A 17,873-nucleotide genomic window follows, 5' to 3' on the forward strand; every position below is an offset into this window, starting at 1 on the left:
GTCTCGTAGCGGAGCTACTAGGGCATTTCGGCAACGCCGCGAGCGTGCGTGCCAGACCCCGCGAGGCAGACGGGACTTTCGAAACACGCCCTAGGGGGCACGCCGCTCGGGCCGAGTGGACCCCAGGCGCTGTCTCAGAATTGGGCTACCTGCCGCCCGGCGACGAGGGCTGACGCAGCAGGGCGAGGGCCGCGTCGAAGGCCGAGTCGCGGTTCTTCGTGAACTCCTCGTCGGTGAACACCGGTGCTCGCACATTCGGCGGGATGCCGATGCCGTCGTACGTCGTGCCCGAGCGGTTCAGGAACAGCTCATTCGGCAGCCACACCTCCATGCCGTTGGGGAGCGTGCGCGTGAGGGTGTCGGAGAAGACGCCCTGCGTGGGCTGCCCGACGCGCACCGTGGTGCCGGGCCGGTCGATGAGTGCCTGGGTGAACGTCTCGCCCGCACTGACCGTCGAGCCGCCGGTGAGCACGGCGATCGGGCCCGTGTAGAGCGGTACCCCGTGCGCCGGCGGCACGTCGATGGGCTGCGGGCGCGTGTACTGCGTGCGCTTGCGGTACGCGGTGTACGGCCTGTCCGTGAGGCGCTCCGCGATGTGCAGGCCGAGCGAGTCGTAGCCACCACCGTTGATCCGCAGATCGATGATCAGGCCCTTGAGGGAACGCGCCCGGCGCTCGTTCAGCACGGCGTCCAGCGCTTTGTCGAGCTCCGCTACATGGACGGCGTACGACTGCTCGTCGCCCGCGTACCCGGCGAATCCGGAGATCCGCAGATAGCCCTGCCCTCCGGGCAGGTCCGCGTAGCCGATCCGGCCGCCCGCGAACCGGTGCAGCTCGCGGCCGGCGAGGTCGCGCCGTTCCACGAACTTCTGCACCTTGGCGTCGAGTTCGGGTCCCGGCGCGACGGTGCCGGGACGGACCTGCCCGAAGTGCCGGTCGCCGTCGATGACCGCGACGTGCGCGTCGTACAGCGGCTTTACCATCTCGGTGAAGAGGGCGAAGAGTCCGTCGCGCGTGGTGTCGGCGTGTACCCGGGGCCGGTACTCGTCCCGGACGGCGTGCCAGTCGATGCCCTTGGCTGCGAAGAACGGATAGTTCTCTTCGAAGGACTGCCAGAAGACGTCGAACGCCGTCAACGGATCCTGCGGCATCGGCCGCGTGCAGGCCTCCGGCAGCCGCGCGAGCCGGTGCAGTTCGCGGTGGCCGGGCGAGCCGGACAGGCTCAGCGTCTTTGGGCGCACCGTGAGGACGGTTCCTTCGGAGTCCGTGTAGGTGCCGGGGCCGGTCCGCCGTGCGGTATCGCCCGGCACGCAGCCGACCCGGGACGTCTGGTACTGCCGCAGCCGCCCGTCCGTGATCGAGAGCACCGTGCCGTAGCCGTCCACGCGCCAGACGCCCTCTGCGCCCATGGGCCCGGCCGCCGCCGCGGGCGTCACGGCCACTGTTCCGCCCACCAGCGCGAGTGCCGCGATCGCCGTCGCCGCTCTGGAAGTCCTGTGTCGCATCGCGGATACCTCTCCCCGTTCGCATCACTGCCTGACCCCGTCGACGATCGTTGACGGGGTGGGCAGGGGGCCATCCGGTGGCCCGGATGATCGACAGGGGGGTTAACCCGAACGCCCGGACGGCGTAGGCGGGTTGCGGGCCGGCCGGGGATCTCAGTGCGGCCACGTCGCGTGTCCAAGGGGCCCCGCAAGCCCGCCCTAGGCGTAGTCCTTGAGTTTTTCGGTTTCGAGGGTGAGGGTGACGGGGGCGGGGATGCGGACCGTGGCGCCGTAGTGGTACGGGCGGCGATTCTGGTAGACGCCGTTCTCGGGGGCGCTGTGGACGACGACCGTGCCGTTGTCGCGGTCGACGAGCAGGTACACCGGGATGCCCGCGTACGCGTAGGCGCGGGGCTTCTCCTGGCGGTCGCGGCGGTCGGTGTCGCGGTCCTTGGAGGTCACTTCGACCGTCATGAGGACGCCGTCGGGGGAGGCCCACTCTGCCTTTCCGGCGAAGTAACCGCTCGGTGCCAGGGTGCCGTCCGGTTTGATGCAGCCCTTCCTGTACGTGTCAATCCGCAGGCCCTGCTCCGGATATAGGGCCAGTTCGGGGCGTTGCATCATGCACTGGCGGATCAGCCACATGGTGATCTCTCCGTGGTCGCCGTCAGGCACGGGCTTGACCTCTAGCTTTCCGTCGAGCAGTTCCAAGGTCACCGTCTCGGGCGCGACGCGGGCGAGTTCCTCGAAGTCCTCGACGTCGATGGGGCCGTGCTTCACGAGCAGCCGTCCGTCCCAGAACTCGAGTTTGTTGCGCAGGGTCTCCGGAGCCCTGCGGTTCAGTTCCTCGAAGTCCTCCATGCTCATCTGCGGGCGGTCGGCGGTGCCAGGGGTCATGGGTGTGCCTCCTCGCCTCCATCGTGCCCCGGATGTACCGGACCGGATCGTCGACGCGGTCATACGCGTGTCCTCTCGCCGCGGGGGATCATTGCCGCGCGGGCCTGGGCGGCGCGGGCGCGGACGGCTTCCGGGGTGAGTGGGGCGGCCGGCCGGTACGAGGTGCGCGTGCCCTGGCAGAGGCAGCAGATGCCGCCGGGCAGGGACTCGGGGTGGCCGGGCGCACCGCATTTCGCGCATTCCATGAGGCGCAGGACCGTGCGGGGCGCGGGTGGCGGCGGGGGCGGGAGTTTGTCTGTCAGGCGGCGGCGCAGCAGTGCCGCCGGGCTGTGCACGGGGGTCGGGAGACCGGCCGTCAGCGCGTGCAGCAGGGTCTCCTCGGTGGCATCCCGCTCCTCCGGCGCGAGCCGTGCGCACTCGGCGGCGGACAGCGCCAGCGACGGTGCCGTGCGGCCGAGGGCGGCGAGGAGGATCAGCGCGCGGCTGCGGGTGGGGGCGGGGCCCCGGGCCGGTTCGGGTTCCTCCGACGCCGCCTCCGGTACGTCGCCTCTCACGTACGCCGTCCACCACGCGTCGCTCCGCGCCGTGCGGGAGAACCAGGTGCGGGTCACCCAGCGGGCGCTTCCCGAGCCCTGCACGTGTTCGCGGCCGCGCCTCAAGTGCCCGGCCCGCTGCAGGTTGTTGAGTGCCGTACGCATGGCCGCCTGGCCGTACGGGAGGATGCCCGCCAGGGTCTTCACCGAGATGTCCGACCCGTCGGGCAACCGGTCGATGAATCCGGCGATGTGCGCCTCGCGGGGCGGGAGGGGGTGAAATCACCGGCAGAGCGGGGGAGTTCGTCGGGTGCGGAGCGTTTGCCGTAGCCCGGGTTCGCTTGCGGGTGGTGCGCAGCACTAAAGTTGGCGTCAGCCACGGGATCTCCTGTGTTGAGATCTTGTTGGTTAGGCCCCCGCAGGTGTTGCTAGCACCTGGCGGGGGCCGTTCGTATTTCGGGCACCGTAGAGCGTCGTCACCCTCCGTGGCAAGATGGTGTCAGAAAGTGTCCGGTATTGACGAGCGTGCTCGCCGCACTCGCCAACTCGCAGGGAGGGTGGGTGGGTTGAGACCCACCTCCCAATCCTTGAAAGCAGGGCTCGGGGCCCGGGGCTTGAGTGTCGGGGTGGTCGTTACGGGGTGAGGGTCAGCGCTGGTAGTGGTAGCGGCAGGCGGCGATGCGGATCTCCTCACTGACGCTGTGGACGAGACGGTGCTCGTCGGTGATGCGACGGGGCCAGTACCCCTGAAAGCCGTGCCTCAGTGGCTCCGGTTTGCCGATGCCCTCGTTCCCGTTGCGGGCGATGTCTTGGAGGAGGGTGTTGATGCGCTTGAGGACCCTGCGGTCCTGGGCCCGCCACCAGACGTAATCGGACCAGGCCTTTTCATGCCAGACGAGTTTCAATCGAGCGTCTCCCGGACGACGCCCTGACCGCTCTCCAGGTCATTGATCGCCTGGAGGACCCGTCGCGCGTTCTCCGGGCTGCGTAGCAGGTATGCCGTCTCCTTCAGGGACTCGTACTCGTCGAGTGCCACGATCACGACCGGGTCGCGACCCGCGCGAGTCACTATCACTTCCTCGCGGTCGTCGACCACAGCATTCAGCGTCTCCGCGTACTTCGTGGGTCGGGCGGAAGACGATCAGACCTTCGCCGGTTCCTGCGCGGGCGCCGGGGCCGACGGGTTCGCCTCCGCGTGGGCCTCGGGGGACTCGCCCGCGGAGACGTCCGCGTTCAGGTCGACCAGCATCTGCTTGCTGAAGCCGAAGAAGTACGTGGCGACGAAGCCGACGACGTAGCCGACCAGCAGGCCGCCGCCGTAGATCGCGGCCGTGGTGCCCCAGCCGTGGTTGCCGTCGAGCAGCGGGAAGAGTGCCCAGCCCGACGGGCCGATGGCCGTGGAGCCGACCTTGTCGCCGATCATCGAGAAGAAGCCGATGAACGCGCCGCCCGCCGCGCCGCCGACGCACGCCGTGATGAAGGGGCGGCCCAGCGGGAGCGAGACGCCGTAGATGAGGGGTTCGCCGACGCCGAGGAAGCCCGCCGGGAGCGCCGACTTGATCGTGTTGCGGATCGACTTGTTGTGCTTGAGGCGCTTGAAGACCGCGATCGCGCAGCCGACCTGGCCCGCGCCCGCCATCGCCAGGATGGGCAGCAGGACCGTGAAGCCCTGCTGCTCGATGAGGGTGGTGTGGATCGGGATCAGGGCCTGGTGCAGGCCCAGCATGACCAGGGGGAGGAAGAGGCCGCCGAGGACCAGGCCGGCGAACGCGCCGGTGTTGTCGAGGAGCCAGTTGGCGCCCGTGCCGATGCCCGTGGAGATCTCACCGGCGACGTACATCAGGCCGAAGATCGTGACCAGTCCCGAGACCAGGACCGTGATGGTGGGGGTCACGAGGACGTCGACCGCCTCCGGGACCCACTTGCGGCACCACTTCTCCACGTAGACCGCGAGGACCGCCGCGCCGAGCGCGCCGAGGACGCCGCCCTGGCCGGGGCTGAGCTTCTGTCCGAAGGCGGTGATGTCGGCGACGCCCGCGTACACGATGATCGCGGCGACCGCGCCGCCGAGAATCGGGGTGCCGCCGAACTCCTTCGCCGTGTTGTAGCCGACGAACACCGCGATCAGCGCCATGAAGCCGGAGGCGATCGCGCCGAGCGCCGGGGTGACGGCGGGCAGCCACTCCAGGTTGATCAGCAGGCCGTTGATGCCGGCGATGATGCCGCAGCCGATCAGGGCCGGGATCAGCGGCACGAAGATGTTGGCGATCTTCCGGAGGAACAGCTTGAAGGGGGTGGCGTTCTTGGCCTTCCGCTGGGCCTTCAACTCCGCGCCCTGTGCGGCCAGTTCGGCTGCGGTGAGGGGTGCGTGCGGTTCGGAGGGGGAGTCCGCTCCGGTCGGCTCGGCCGGGGTGTTCTGGCGGCCTTCCGCCACCAGCTCCTCGAATTCCGGCGTGACCCGGGCGACCTTCCCCGGGCCGAGGACGATCTGGTACGTCTCGTCGTCGACGACGCCCATGACGTCGGGCAGCGCCTTGAGCGCCTCGTCCTGGACCAGCGAACGGTCGGCGATGCCGAGCCGGAGCCGGGTCATGCAGTGGGCGACGGTGGTGACGTTCGCCGCGCCGCCGACGAGCGGCAGAATCGAGGCCGCCACGTCGCGGTTCTTGTTCTCAGCCATGGTGCGTCTTGCCTTGCTGTGCGGGGAGGGGTGGGGCGGGGGGTCGCCTCGGGAGGGGTCAGACGGTGGACGCGAGCGCGGTGCGCAGGTGTCCGTCGGACTCGGTCAGCAGGCGGGCCGCCGTCGGCCCGTCCACGTCGCCGAGCACGACGAGGATGGCGTTCTTGACCTCGCCGTCGGTCGCGGCGAGCGCGGCCTCGATGGTGGCGTCGTCGGCGCCGGTGGCGAGGGAGACGATGCGGCGGGAGCGGGCCCGCAGCTTCTCGTTCGACGCGCGTACGTCGACCATGAGGTTTCCGTACGTCTTGCCGAGCCGGATCATGGAGATCGTCGACAGCATGTTGAGCACGAGCTTCTGCGCGGTGCCCGCCTTGAGGCGGGTGGAGCCGGTGAGCAGCTCGGGGCCGACGACGACCTCGATGCCGTGGTCCGCGGCGGCGGCGAGTGCGCTGTCCGCGTTGCAGGACAGGCCGACGGTGAGTGCGCCGTAGCGGGTGCGGGCGTGTTCGACGGCGCCGATCGCGTACGGGGTGCGGCCCGAGGCGGAGATGCCGACGACGATGTCGTTCTCGGTGAGGTCGATGCCGTCCAGGTCGGCGGCGGCGAGTTCCTTGGAGTCCTCGGCGCCCTCCACGGCCTTGACCATGGCGGAGGGGCCGCCCGCGATCAGGCCGACGACCTGGCCGTTCCAGGTGTTGAAGGTGGGCGGGCACTCGGAGGCGTCGAGGACGCCCATGCGGCCCGCGGTGCCGGCGCCCGCGTAGATCAGGCGGCCGCCGCGGGCCATGCGGTCGGCGGTGCCGTCGATCGCGGCGGCGATCTGGGGGAGTTGGGCGGCGACGGCGGTGGGGACGGTGGCGTCCTCGCCGTTCATCAGCCTGGCGATCTCCTGGGTGGAGAGCTGGTCGATCTCGGCGAGTTCCGGGCGGAAGGCCTCCGTCGTGAGGGTGGCGAGCTGGGCGCGGAGGTCGGCGTAGGTGGCGTTGCCGTTGGCGTTGGCGTCGGGGGTGGCGGTCATCGGGGGCGCCTTCTGTGCGGTGGGCGGGGCGGGTTACTCGTTGCGGTGGGTCGGGGTTACGGTCGCGGGGCTCTGCCCCGGGCCCCGCGCCTCAATCGCCGGCGGGGCTTGAAAGGCCTGCTCAATCGCCGCAGGGGCTCGAAATACCAAGCCCCGCGGGGGTTTGAAAGGCCTGCTCATTCGACGCAGGGGCTTGAAATACCAAGCCCCGCGGGGGTTTGAAAGGCCTGCTCATTCGACGTAGGGGCTTGAAATACCAAGCCCCGCGGGGGTTTGAAAGGCCTGCTCATTCGACGTAGGGGCTTGGTGGCTCCAGTCCCGCCAGTGGTTGATCTTTTAAGCCTCGCCGGCGATTGAGGCGCGGGGTCCGGGGCAGAGCCTCGGGGTGGGGCGGGCATTAGTGGCGGCCTCCGCGCGGAGCGGAACGGTGGCGGTGGGCCAGGGCCTCGTAGGAGGCGGAGAGGGCAGGGGCCGCTGTTTCGTACGTGCGTTGCGCGATGCCCACGAAGAGGCAGTCCACGACCAGGAGCTGGCTGGTCCGCGAGGACATCGCCGCCGGGCGCAGTTCGCTTTCGCGGGCGATGGACGTCGTGAGTATGTGGTCCGCGTACTGGGAGACCGGGCTGCCAGGGCGCCCGGTGATCGCGATCGTGGTGGCGCCGCGCTCGAAGGCGACCCGCAGCGGCTCGATCACGTCACCCGTGGTGCCGGAGTGGGTGATCGCCACGGCCACGTCCCCGGAGCGGAGCGTCACCGCGTTGTGGACCGCCAAGTGCGGGTCGGAGTGCGCGTACGCGTGCCGGCCGATGCGCAGCAGCTTCTGCGCGAGGTCCTGGGCCACGAGTCCGGAGGCCGCCATGCCGTAGACCTCGACGCGGCCCGCGGCCGCCATGGCGGTCACGGCGGCGCCGAGCTGCGTGGTGTCGAGTGCGGCGGCGGTGTCGGCGAGGGTCTGCTGCTCGTCGTAGGCGAGCTTGGCGACGACGTCGGTCAGCGGGTCGTCCACGGCGATGTCCGCGGTGACGGCGGGGGCCCGGCCGGACTGCTGCTGGGCGGCGAGCCCGGCGAGTGCCAGGCGCAGGTCCCGGTAGCCGGGGTAGCCGAGGATGCGGGCGGTGCGGACCACCGTGGCCTCGCTGGTGGAGGTGAGCTCGGCGAGGCCGGTGACGGTCAGGGCGGCGCAGCCGGCCGGGTCCCCGGCGACCGCCTCGGCGACGCGCTGCATGGAGCGGGTCATGGACGGGGCGAGGGTGCGGACCTTGGCGGCGAGGGCGGCGGGGGCCGGCGGCGCTTCTCCGGCGAAACTTTCCTTCACGTCTTTGCTCACGTGATGAAAGATATTTTCGCGTGGCCGTGAGGTCAAGGGTCCTTCGGCCCGGGAGGCGCGGGGCTTCCGTAGGAAGGGCGCACAATTGGGGGATGGACACCATCAGCCCCTTGGAGCGGGCTCTGCATGCGGCCCGTGCGCTTGTGCTCGAGGATTTGAAGGCGGGGGACGTCGCGGATCCGGACATCGTCTCGCTCGTGGAGGAGTCGATCGTCGAGCGGCGCTGGTGGGTGGAGCAGTGGCCGGAGGGGGTGGAGTTCGTGACCGGGCTCGTCGCCCAGGACGTCCAGGACGGGATCCTGGAGCGCCACGGCCGCTGGCCGCTGTGTCCGGTGTGCGGTCCCGGCTCCGGAGCCGAGGCCCCGCACGCGTTGGACATCGAGCCGGAGCTGGGCGCGGACCCGCACTGGGTGTGCTCGGAGGCGGGCGTGTCCGTGGCGCCGGTCGGCAGCCTCGGATCGGTGGCGGGGTGACGGTCTCTTGACGGTCTACATCGACCCGCCGGACTGGCCGGGGCACGACCGCATGTGGTCGCACCTGGTCAGCGACGTCTCCTACGACGAACTCCACGCGTTCGCCGAGAAGTTGGGCGTCACGCCGCGCGCCTTCGAGCGCGACCATTACGACCTCCCGTCGCACCGGTACGTGGACGCGGTGCGCGCGGGGGCGATCGAGGTCGGCTCGAAGGAACTGGTACGCAGGCTTACGGAGGCGGGCTTGCGGAGGCCGAAGGGCCGGCCCGCGTAAATCAACCCAATCAAGCCCCGCAGGGGGCACCTCCCAGCGTTAGCTGGGGGAGTTTGAGGCGTGGGGTTCGGGGCGGAGCCCCGAGACGTCGGGCACGGCCCCCGACCCCGTCACAACCCTCGACCCCGTACGCCGGTGCAGCCGCAACGACACCACGGTCAGAGCAAGCGCCAGCACCGTCATGGCCCCGCCGGCCCACGCAGTCGCCGGATACCCGAGATCCAGGTCGATGACCGTGCCCCCGAGCCACGGCCCACCCGTATTGCCCAGGTTGAACGCGGCAGTCGTGGTAGCACCGGCCAGGGTGGGCGCGGCGCCCGCGACGTTGAACATCCGGGCGTTGAGGGCCGGCGCCGTATAGAACGCGGAGAAGCCGAGGAGGAAGGACAGCACCACCGCGGCGAGCGCGACGTGGCCGAGCACGGCGAGCGCCGCGAGGAAGACGGTGGACGCGGTGATGCCGGTCAGCAGGACCCCGAAGAGGTGCGCGTCGGCGATCCGCCCGCCCAGTGTCGTACCGGCGAGCGCCCCGAACCCGAACAGGGCGAGCACGGCCGGGACCCAGCTCTCGGGCAGGCCGGCGACGTCCGTCAGGAGCGGCGAGAGATAGCTGAACGCGCAGAACACGCCGCCCGCGGCGAGCGCTGTGACGGCGATGGACAGCCACACCTGGCGGTCGGCGTAGATGCTCAACTCCCGCTTGAGACGCGGGCGTTCGGCGGGCAGCGGGATCTTCGGCACGAGGGTCACGATGCCGACGAGGGCGATCACGGAGGCCACGCCCACCGCCCAGAACGCGGCGCGCCAGCCGAGCCCGTCGCCGAGGAACGCGCCAGCCGGGACGCCGAGCACGTTCGCGATCGACAGGCCGCCGATCATGACGGCCATGGCGCGGGCCCGCTGGTTCACCGGCACCATCGCGATGGCGACCGCCGCGCCGACCGCCCAGAAACCGGCGCAGGCGAGGGCCGAGACGACGCGGGAGGCGAACAGGATTCCGTAGGTCGGGGCGAGCGCGCCCGCGACCTGGCCCAGGCCGAACACCGTGATGAGCGAGATCAGGGTGGTCCGGCGCGGCAGGCGCAGCGTCGCCACGGCGAGCAGCGGGGCGCCGACCACCATGCCGATCGCGAAGGCCGAGATCAGCAGTCCGGCCTGCGGGATCGTGACGTCCATGTCGTCGGCGACCGCGGGCAGGATGCCGGAGAGCATGAACTCGCTGGTGCCCAGGGCGAAGACGCTGAGGCCGAGGATGTAGACGGCCAGGGGCATACGGCTGTTCGAGCGGTGGGTGGGTGCTGGCGAGTCCGGTGAGTCCGGAGGGCTGGGCTTTGGGGACATGTAAGGAGCCAACCGGGGCGTGACGGGTGGCATTCCCGGGCGGTCAGAGCGTCAGCAGGTCCAGCTCGGCCGTCAGGTTCTCGCGGGCGGCGGACTCCCAGTGGGACCTGCCGTGCGGGGTCCGGAACAGCAGTGGCAGGTCGAGGAGTTGGCGCAGGACACCGGCCCGGCCGTCCCGGAACGCCTCGTCCGGCACGAAGGCGTACTCCTCGCGGACGGCCTTCGTGTACGCGGCGTACGCGGGCGTGGGCGCGGCCAGGATCGCCAGGTCGGCATCGCACAGTGCCTCGCCGTTGGCGTCGCCGTCGGCCGGGTCGTGGGTGACGGTGAGCCGGACGAGCCGGGCGACCTCGGCGACCTGCGCGTCCGACAACCCGGCCTCCGCCAGGGCGCGTTCCGCCAGGACGGCGGACCGCTCCTCGTTCTCCGAGCGGTCCGGCCGGTACACCGCGTCGTGGAACCAGGCCGCGAGCCGCACGAGCCCGGCGTCGTCCGCGTGCTCCTCCAGCACGTCGATGTGGTCGAGGACGGCGGTGAGGTGCGCGACCGTGTGATACCTGCGCTGCGGCTCGGACCACCGAGCCAGGAGATTGTCGGCATACGGATACGGGTCGGCCCCCGCGCCCGCCGTCGCCGCACGCAGGGTACGGGCCCAGCGCTCGCGCAGGTCCGGGGTGGCCGTGTGGTCTTCGTGCGTCATGCGACCGACCCTAGCCCCGCCAATAGGAGCCCCTGCGGCGATTGAGCAGCGGGGTCCGGGACGGAGCCCCGATCTTTTCAGCCCCGCACTTTGGACGAGAGCCCGCGGGGTCCGGGGCAGAGCCCCGCGACCGGGCCCCGGCGCGGCCGGAGGAAAACCGTTCGCCCCCGGCGGCAGCCGTCCCGTACAATCGCCCGTCTTCCCCGCCTCCCCCGCCGACACCCGTCGGCAGGCCGGAGCGCGCCACCGACCGGACGGCAACCGGCCGGGACCCTTACGTACGCGTACCTGGATTCCGGAGGCAGAACCCCGTGAGCACGTCACCGTCGTCGTCCGCGCCCGCGCCCGCGCCCGCTCCCGCGCCCTCGCCGCTCGACCATGAGCGCGGGCACCTGGTCTCGTCCCGCGCCGCCCTGCGCGCGATGCGCGAGGACGCGCAGGCGCTCGACATCCGCGACGTCACCGCGAACTGGGTGAACGCCGAGGTCCTCCAGCACCAGATCGACGAGCGGATCAAGGCGCTCGCGGACCTCAGCCACACCCCGCTCTTCTTCGGCCGGCTCGACTACCTCCACGCTCCCGGCGCCGAGCAGGCCGAAGGGGCCGAGGGCGAGAAGTTCTACATCGGCCGCCGGCACGTGCACGACGCCGACGGCGACCCCATGGTCATCGACTGGCGCGCGCCCGTCTCGCAGCCCTTCTACCGGGCCTCCAAGAAGGACCCGATGGACGTCGCGCTGCGCCGCCGCTTCGGTTACACGGGCGGGGCCCTCACGGCGTACGAGGACGAGCACCTCACCGACCCGGCCGAGGTCGAGCGGACCAGCAAGCTGCTCCAGCAGGAGATCGAGCGGCCGCGCGTCGGCCCGATGCGCGACATCGTCGCGACGATCCAGCCGGAGCAGGACGAGATCGTGCGCGCCGGCCTCGCGGGGTCCGTCTGCGTACAGGGCGGGCCCGGCACCGGAAAGACCGCCGTCGGCCTGCACCGCGTCGCGTATCTCCTCTACGCGCACCGGGAGCGGCTCGCGCGGACGGGGACGCTGGTCATCGGGCCGAACGCGTCCTTCCTGCACTACATCGAGCAAGTGCTGCCCGCGCTCGGCGAGTTGGAGGTCAAGCAGGCGACCGTGGACGACCTCGTGGCGCGGGTGGAGGTGCGGGGCTCCGATGGTCCCGCCGCCGCGATGGTCAAGGGCGACGACCGGATGGCGGAGGTGCTGCGGCGGGCGTTGCGTTCGCACATCAGCCTGCCGACCGAAGGTGTCGTGGTCGTCCGCGGCTCGCGGCGCTGGCGCGTCGCCTCGTACGAACTGGAGGAGATGGTAAGCGAGTTGATGGCGCGCGACATGCGGTACGGGGCCGCGCGCGAGGCGCTGCCGCAGCGGGTCGCGCACGCCGTGCTCGTCCAGATGGAGCGGGCGGGCGAGGCGCCCGACGACCGGGTGCAGAACGCGGTGGCGCGGAGTGCCGACGTGAAGGCGCTGGTGAAGAAGGTCTGGCCGGCGGTCGACCCCGCGAAGCTGGTGCTGCGCCTGCTCTCGGACGCGGACTTCCTGGCCGAGCACGCGGACGGGCTGCTCGACGCGCACGAGCAGAAGACCGTGCTGTGGGAGAAGCCGGCGCGGAGCGTGAAGAGTGCCAAGTGGTCGGCCGCGGACGCGGTGTTGATCGACGAGGCGACGGATCTGATCGAGCGGACGCACTCGCTGGGCCATGTCGTCCTCGACGAAGCGCAGGACCTCTCGCCCATGCAGTACAGGGCGGTTGGGCGGCGCGCGACGACCGGCTCGGTGACGGTGCTCGGGGATCTCGCGCAGGGTACGACGCCGTGGGCGACGCGGAGCTGGGACGCCGCGCTCGGCCATCTCGGCAAGTCGGACGCGGTGGTGGAGGAGCTGACGGCGGGCTTCCGCGTCCCGACGGATGTCATCGCGTACGCGTCGCGGCTGCTGCCTCAGATCGCGCCGGGGCTCGCGCCGGTGGCGTCGGTCCGGGAGAGCCCGGGGGCGTTCGAGGTGCGGCCGGTGGGTGGGGTCGGGGACGTGGTGGCGGCGTGCGTCGAGGCGCTGCGGTACGAGGGGTCGGTGGGGCTGATCGCGGCGGATGCGCGGTGTGGGGTGCTGGCGGCGGCCTTGGCAGAGGCGGGGCTCGGGTATCTCGCTCCTGGCGAGGAGACGACGGCGCAGGCGCGGTTGACGCTGGTGCCGGCGTCCCTCGCCAAGGGGTTGGAGTACGACTACGTGGTCCTGGACGAGCCGGCGGCGGTGGTTGACGGTGAACCGGATGAGCGGACGGGGTTGCGGCGCCTGTACGTGTCGCTCACGCGTGCGGTGTCGGGCCTGGTGGTCACCCACTCGGCACCGCTGCCTCCGGCGCTGACCTAGGAGTGGCTGGGGCCGAAAGGCCGGGGCTCTGCCCCGGACCCCGCTGCTCAATCGCCGCAGGGGCTTGAAATACCAAGCCCTGCGGGGGCTTAAAGGTTTGCTCAATCGCCGGCGGGGCTTGATCTACCAAGCCCCGCCGGCGATTGAGGCGCGGGGTGCGGGGCAGAGCCCCGGCCTTTTGGGCCGGTGGGGCCGCTACGAGTCCAGGGCCTGGCGCCACACCCGGACCGCGGCCGCCGACACCGGGGCCGACCAACCCGCGGGGCGACTCGCTCCGCCGATGTGGAAGGCCGAGACACCCGCCGCCCGCAGGGCCGGCAGGTGGTCGAGGCGGAGGCCCCCGCCCACCAGCATCTGCTGCGCGTAACCCGGCTCACCGGAAACCGTGCGGGACGCCTCGGTGAGGAGGACGTCGAGACCCGCGTCCACCCCGTCCGCCGACCCGGCCGTGAGGTACGTGTCGAGCCCCGGCAGATCGCCGAGCTGCTTACGGAGCGCGTCGCGATCGGCGGCCCGGTCGATCGCCCGGTGGAACGTCCAGCGGCAGCCGTCGAGTTCGGCCACGACCGACTCCACCGCGGCCAGGTCGGGCCCGCCCTGCTCGTCGAGGAACCCGAGCACGAACTCGTCCGCCCCCGCCGCCCGCAGCGCCTTCGCGGCACGTACGAGAGCGGAGACGTCCCCCGCCGTGAACCCGTCGGTCAGCCGCAGCATCACGCGGAGCCGGATGTCCACGGCGGCGCGAATCGCCGTGAACGTCTCCACGGACGGCGTGAGCCCGTCCGCGGCCATGTCCGCGACCAGCTCGAGCCGGTCCGCACCTCCGGCCTGAGCGGCGACCGCGTCCTCGGCGTCGAGGGCGATCACCTCCAGGACTGCACGCTCGCTCATGAGGCTCCTGACAGGTCTAGTCCATTGATCCGCGGCGCTCACTTTACGCCGCGGGCACGACGAGCGCGAGCACTCCCCGCAGCGTGCCCGTCACGCGTCCGTCACGCGCCCGTCACCCTTGCGTGTAGTACCCCCAGGGGGTATAACTGGATCACGTGATGAGGTACCCATAGGGGGTACTCGGAGCGTACTCGGCCACACCCCGCGAACGAGGAGGCACCATGTCGGCGCACACCGTCGTCCCGCCCGACCAGGTGGAACTCGCGATCGGCGGCATGACCTGCGCGTCGTGCGCCGCCCGTGTCGAGAAGAAGCTGAACCGCATGGACGGCGTCGAGGCGACCGTCAACTACGCGACCGAGAAGGCCAAGGTCAGCTACGCGGACGGGGTGGAGGTCGCGGACCTCATCGCCACCGTCGAGGCCACCGGGTACTCGGCGCAGCAGCCCGCGCCCCCGGCCGCCGCCTCCGAACCCGATGCCGAGGGAAGCGAGGGCGCGGCAGGCGAGTCGGAGAGCCACGAGCTTCGTACGCTGCGGGAGCGGCTGATCACCGCCGTCGTGCTCGCCGTGCCCGTCGTCGCGATGTCGATGATCCCGGCCCTCCAGTTCGAGTACTGGCAGTGGCTGTCCCTGACGCTCGCCGCGCCCGTCGTCGTCTACGCGGCCTGGCCCTTCCACCGGGCCGCCTTCACCAACGCGCGGCATGGTGCGGCCACGATGGACACCCTGGTCTCGGTCGGGGTCTCCGCCGCGTTCCTGTGGTCGCTGTGGGCGCTGTTCTTCGGCACGGCCGGCATGCCCGGCATGACGCACCCCTTCGAACTGACCATCGCCCGCACCGACGGCGCGGGGAACATCTACCTGGAGGCCGCCGCCGGCGTCACCGCGTTCATCCTCGCGGGCCGCTACTTCGAGGCGCGCTCCAAGCGTAAGGCGGGCGCCGCGCTCAGGGCGCTGCTGCACCTGGGTGCCAAGGACGTGACCGTCGTACGCGGTGGTGGGCGCGAGGAGACCGTCCCCGTAAGCGAGTTGAAGGTCGGGGACCGGTTCGTGGTGCGGCCGGGCGAGAAGATCGCCACCGATGGTGCCGTGGTCGAGGGTTCCTCAGCCGTGGACGCCTCCATGCTCACCGGCGAGTCGGTACCGGTCGAGGTCGCGGTCGGGGACGCGGTCACGGGTGCCACCCTGAACGTGGGCGGGCGGCTCGTCGTCGAGGCCACCCGCGTCGGCGCCGACACCCAGCTCGCCCGGATGGCGAGGCTCGTCGAGGACGCGCAGAACGGCAAGGCCGCCGCCCAGCGCCTCGCCGACAAGATCTCCGCGGTGTTCGTGCCGGTCGTCATCGCGCTCTCCCTCGCCACGCTCGCCGGCTGGCTGCTCAGCGGGGCGGGCCTGACGGCCGCCTTCACGGCGGCGGTCGCGGTCCTGATCATCGCCTGCCCGTGCGCCCTCGGGCTCGCGACGCCCACCGCCCTCATGGTCGGCACCGGCCGCGGCGCCCAGCTCGGCGTACTGATCAAGGGCCCGGAGGTCCTGGAGACCACCCGCAAGGTCGACACGATCGTCCTCGACAAGACCGGAACCGTAACCACCGGACGTATGACGCTGCTCGGCGCGCACACCGCCGAGGGCGTCGAGCGGGACGAGGCACTGCGCCTCGCCGGGGCGCTGGAGCACGCCTCCGAGCACCCGATCGCGCAGGCCGTGGCCGCGGGGGCGGCGGCCGAGGTCGGGGAGCTGCCGACGCCCGAGGACTTCGTGAACGTCGCCGGGCTCGGCGTCCAGGGTGTCGTGGACGGACACGCGGTGATGGTGGGGCGCGAGCAGTTGCTGGGGGAGTGGGAGATCCGCCTGCCCGAGTCGCTCGCGAAGGTGAAGGCCGAGGCAGAGGAGGCCGGGCGTACGGCGATCGCCGTGGCCTGGGACGGCGAGGCGCGCGCGGTCCTCGAAGTCGCCGACGCCGTGAAGGAGACCAGCGCGGAGGCCGTCCGCCGCTTGGGGAAGCTCGGGCTGCGGCCGGTGCTGCTGACCGGGGACAACGAGGCGGTGGCCCGTTCCGTGGCGGCGGAGGTCGGGATCACGGATCCCGCCGACGTCATCGCGGAGGTGCTGCCGCAGGACAAGGTCGACGTCGTCAAGCGCCTTCAGGGCGAGGGGCGTTCGGTGGCCATGGTCGGCGACGGCGTCAACGACGCGGCGGCGCTCGCGCAGGCGGACCTGGGGCTTGCGATGGGCACGGGGACGGATGCGGCGATCGAGGCGGGGGACCTCACGCTCGTGCGGGGTGACCTGCGGGCGGCGGTCGACGCGATTCGGCTGGCGCGGCGGACGTTGGGGACGATCAAGGTGAATCTGTTCTGGGCGTTTGCGTACAACGTCGCGGCGGTTCCGCTGGCCGCGGCGGGGTTGCTGAGTCCGATGATTGCGGGGGCGGCGATGGCCTTTTCGTCGGTGTTCGTGGTGGGGAACAGTCTGCGGTTGCGGGGGTTTCGGGGGAGTTTCTAGGCTGCTCAAGCGCCGCAGGGGCTTAAAAGACCTGGTGGTTGAAATAGGGTTACTTGTCGTGATTGCCCGTGTGCGTGTTGTTGGTCCGTTTCTTCTGCTCGGTGGCTCCGTAATCGGCCTCCTCGTTCTCTGTGCCGTCCAGTCCGCCCCCATGGCGGACGTGGTCGTCTACCGGGCCGAGGGGGCCGCCGTGCTCGCGGGCGGGGGCGATCTTTACGGGTTCGTCGTGACGGAGTGGGGGTTGCCGGCCACCTATCCGCCGTTCGCGGCGTTGCTGTTCGCGCCGATGGCGTGGGTGTCGTTGCCGGTGCTCAAGGCCGGGTTTCTGCTCGGCAACGTCGCGCTGGTCGTGGTTCTGGTCCGGCTGTCCTGCCGGCTCGCGGGGCTGTGGATGTCGCGGGCGGCGGTGTGCGCGGTCGCCGCGCTCGCGCTGTGGCTCGAACCGGTCTTCCAGACAGTGCTGTTCGGGCAGATCAACCTCGCCCTCGCCTGCCTCATCCTGTGGGATCTGACCCGGCCGCCCGGCGCGCCCGGCAAGGGCCTCGCGCTCGGCATCGCCACCGGCATCAAGCTCACGCCCGCCGTCTTCATCGTGTACCTGTTCCTGGCGGGGCGGCGGCGGGAGGCGGCGTACGCGGTGGCCGGGTTCGGCGGCACCCTCGCGGTGGGCGCGCTCGTACTCCCGTACGCCAGTGGGGAGTTCTGGACGCGGCGGCTCTACGAGACGGGGCGGGTCGGCAAGGCGTGGATCGTCGACAACCAGTCCTTGCAGGGGCTGGTCGCGCGGGTGTTGCACACCGCCGAGCCGGGGTTGTGGTGGGCGGTGCCGGCCGGGGTCGTCGTGGTGGTGGGCCTGTACGTGGCGCGGCGCGTACAGGGGCCCCGCGGGGTGGTGCTCGCGGCGTTCACCGCGCTGCTCGTCTCGCCCATCAGCTGGTCGCACCACTGGGTGTGGTGTGTGCCGTTGATCGCGGTGGTGTGGGCGGAGGGCCGGTGCGGTACGGGGTGGGCGCTGGCGGCCCTCTTCACCGCCCGCACCATGTGGCTGCTGCCGCACGAGGGTGACCTGGACCTCCACCTCGCCTGGTGGCAACAGCCCCTGGCCTCCCCGTACGCCCTGCTGGGCGTGGCACTCCTCGCCTGCACCGTGGCCGGAACCCATCGCCCCACCCCGCCCCTTCCCGAAAGTCCTGCCGGACGGGCCTGCTCAGTCGCCGCAGGGGCTTGATAATCAAGTCCTGCGGGACGGGCCTGCTCAGTCGCGGCAGGGGCTTGATAATCAAGTCCTGCGGGACGGGCCTGCTCAGTCGCGGCAGGGGCTTGATAATCAAGTCCTGCGGGACGGGCCTGCTCAGTCGCGGC

Annotated in this window: 14 protein-coding genes and 2 pseudogenes; 5 read left to right on the forward strand and 11 right to left on the reverse strand. The window is 71.3% G+C overall.

Annotated elements, in window-relative coordinates; all coding sequences use genetic code 11:
- Window positions 1–145: 145 nt before the first annotated feature.
- The 8 genes and pseudogenes from ACWD2L_RS40030 to ACWD2L_RS40065 form a co-directional block, all read right to left on the reverse strand.
- Window positions 146–1,504, reverse strand: coding sequence for a S41 family peptidase (locus ACWD2L_RS40030; protein ID WP_451193686.1), 1,359 nt, complete (start codon window positions 1,502–1,504; stop codon window positions 146–148).
- Window positions 1,505–1,702: 198 nt separating this feature from the next.
- Entirely contained in the window at window positions 1,703–2,380 is a 678-nt protein-coding gene (locus tag ACWD2L_RS40035; RefSeq protein ID WP_351342935.1) for a Uma2 family endonuclease, read from the reverse strand.
- Between the two features lie 59 nt (window positions 2,381–2,439).
- Window positions 2,440–3,293, reverse strand: a pseudogene (locus ACWD2L_RS40040) (hypothetical protein).
- Between the two features lie 267 nt (window positions 3,294–3,560).
- On the reverse strand, window positions 3,561–3,818 hold the full coding sequence (locus ACWD2L_RS40045) for a Txe/YoeB family addiction module toxin (protein WP_351342937.1): 258 nt from the start codon (window positions 3,816–3,818) through the stop codon (window positions 3,561–3,563).
- Window positions 3,815–4,033, reverse strand: a pseudogene (locus ACWD2L_RS40050) (type II toxin-antitoxin system Phd/YefM family antitoxin); the annotation flags it as partial. The gene ACWD2L_RS40045 and the pseudogene ACWD2L_RS40050, both read right to left, overlap by 4 nt.
- 21 nt (window positions 4,034–4,054) lie before the next feature.
- Window positions 4,055–5,593, reverse strand: a complete 1,539-nt coding sequence (locus ACWD2L_RS40055; protein ID WP_351342939.1) for a PTS transporter subunit EIIC — start codon at window positions 5,591–5,593, stop codon at window positions 4,055–4,057.
- Window positions 5,594–5,651: 58 nt separating this feature from the next.
- Window positions 5,652–6,611 (reverse strand): N-acetylmuramic acid 6-phosphate etherase, encoded by a 960-nt coding sequence (gene murQ, locus ACWD2L_RS40060; protein WP_351342941.1) that lies wholly within the window; start codon window positions 6,609–6,611, stop codon window positions 5,652–5,654.
- A 397-nt stretch (window positions 6,612–7,008) separates the two neighbouring features.
- Window positions 7,009–7,938: a MurR/RpiR family transcriptional regulator gene (locus ACWD2L_RS40065; protein ID WP_351342943.1), complete on the reverse strand. Its 930-nt coding sequence runs from the start codon at window positions 7,936–7,938 to the stop codon at window positions 7,009–7,011.
- Window positions 7,939–8,030: 92 nt separating this feature from the next.
- Here ACWD2L_RS40065 and ACWD2L_RS40070 point away from each other — a divergent pair, with 92 nt between their 5' ends.
- Both ACWD2L_RS40070 and ACWD2L_RS40075 read left to right on the forward strand, forming a co-directional pair.
- A complete protein-coding gene (locus ACWD2L_RS40070) occupies window positions 8,031–8,411 on the forward strand; it encodes a hypothetical protein (protein ID WP_351342945.1) in 381 nt (126 codons plus the stop codon).
- Between the two features lie 7 nt (window positions 8,412–8,418).
- On the forward strand, window positions 8,419–8,685 hold the full coding sequence (locus ACWD2L_RS40075; RefSeq protein ID WP_351342947.1) for a DUF4031 domain-containing protein: 267 nt from the start codon (window positions 8,419–8,421) through the stop codon (window positions 8,683–8,685).
- Between the two features lie 39 nt (window positions 8,686–8,724).
- Here the strand turns inward: ACWD2L_RS40075 and ACWD2L_RS40080 are convergent, their stop codons facing one another.
- Entirely contained in the window at window positions 8,725–9,957 is a 1,233-nt protein-coding gene (locus tag ACWD2L_RS40080; protein WP_351342949.1) for a Cmx/CmrA family chloramphenicol efflux MFS transporter, read from the reverse strand.
- A 112-nt stretch (window positions 9,958–10,069) separates the two neighbouring features.
- Window positions 10,070–10,726: an HD domain-containing protein gene (locus ACWD2L_RS40085; RefSeq protein ID WP_351342951.1), complete on the reverse strand. Its 657-nt coding sequence runs from the start codon at window positions 10,724–10,726 to the stop codon at window positions 10,070–10,072.
- 422 nt (window positions 10,727–11,148) lie between these two features.
- Here ACWD2L_RS40085 and ACWD2L_RS40090 point away from each other — a divergent pair, with 422 nt between their 5' ends.
- Entirely contained in the window at window positions 11,149–13,113 is a 1,965-nt protein-coding gene (locus ACWD2L_RS40090) for a HelD family protein (protein WP_351342964.1), read from the forward strand.
- Between the two features lie 195 nt (window positions 13,114–13,308).
- Here the strand turns inward: ACWD2L_RS40090 and ACWD2L_RS40095 are convergent, their stop codons facing one another.
- Complete coding sequence (locus ACWD2L_RS40095; RefSeq protein ID WP_351342953.1) at window positions 13,309–14,004, reverse strand: copper homeostasis protein CutC; 696 nt, start codon at window positions 14,002–14,004, stop codon at window positions 13,309–13,311.
- 221 nt (window positions 14,005–14,225) lie between these two features.
- Between ACWD2L_RS40095 and ACWD2L_RS40100 the strand changes: the two genes are divergently transcribed.
- Together ACWD2L_RS40100 and ACWD2L_RS40105 are read left to right on the forward strand one after the other, a co-directional pair.
- Complete coding sequence (locus tag ACWD2L_RS40100) at window positions 14,226–16,511, forward strand: heavy metal translocating P-type ATPase (protein WP_351342954.1); 2,286 nt, start codon at window positions 14,226–14,228, stop codon at window positions 16,509–16,511.
- 151 nt (window positions 16,512–16,662) lie between these two features.
- Window positions 16,663–17,739 carry a glycosyltransferase 87 family protein gene (locus tag ACWD2L_RS40105; RefSeq protein WP_351342956.1) on the forward strand — a complete coding sequence of 359 codons (1,077 nt, stop codon included), beginning with the start codon at window positions 16,663–16,665 and terminating at the stop codon, window positions 17,737–17,739.
- Window positions 17,740–17,873 lie beyond the last annotated feature (134 nt).

The sequence above is a fragment of the Streptomyces sp. NPDC002754 genome, from assembly GCF_053592315.1.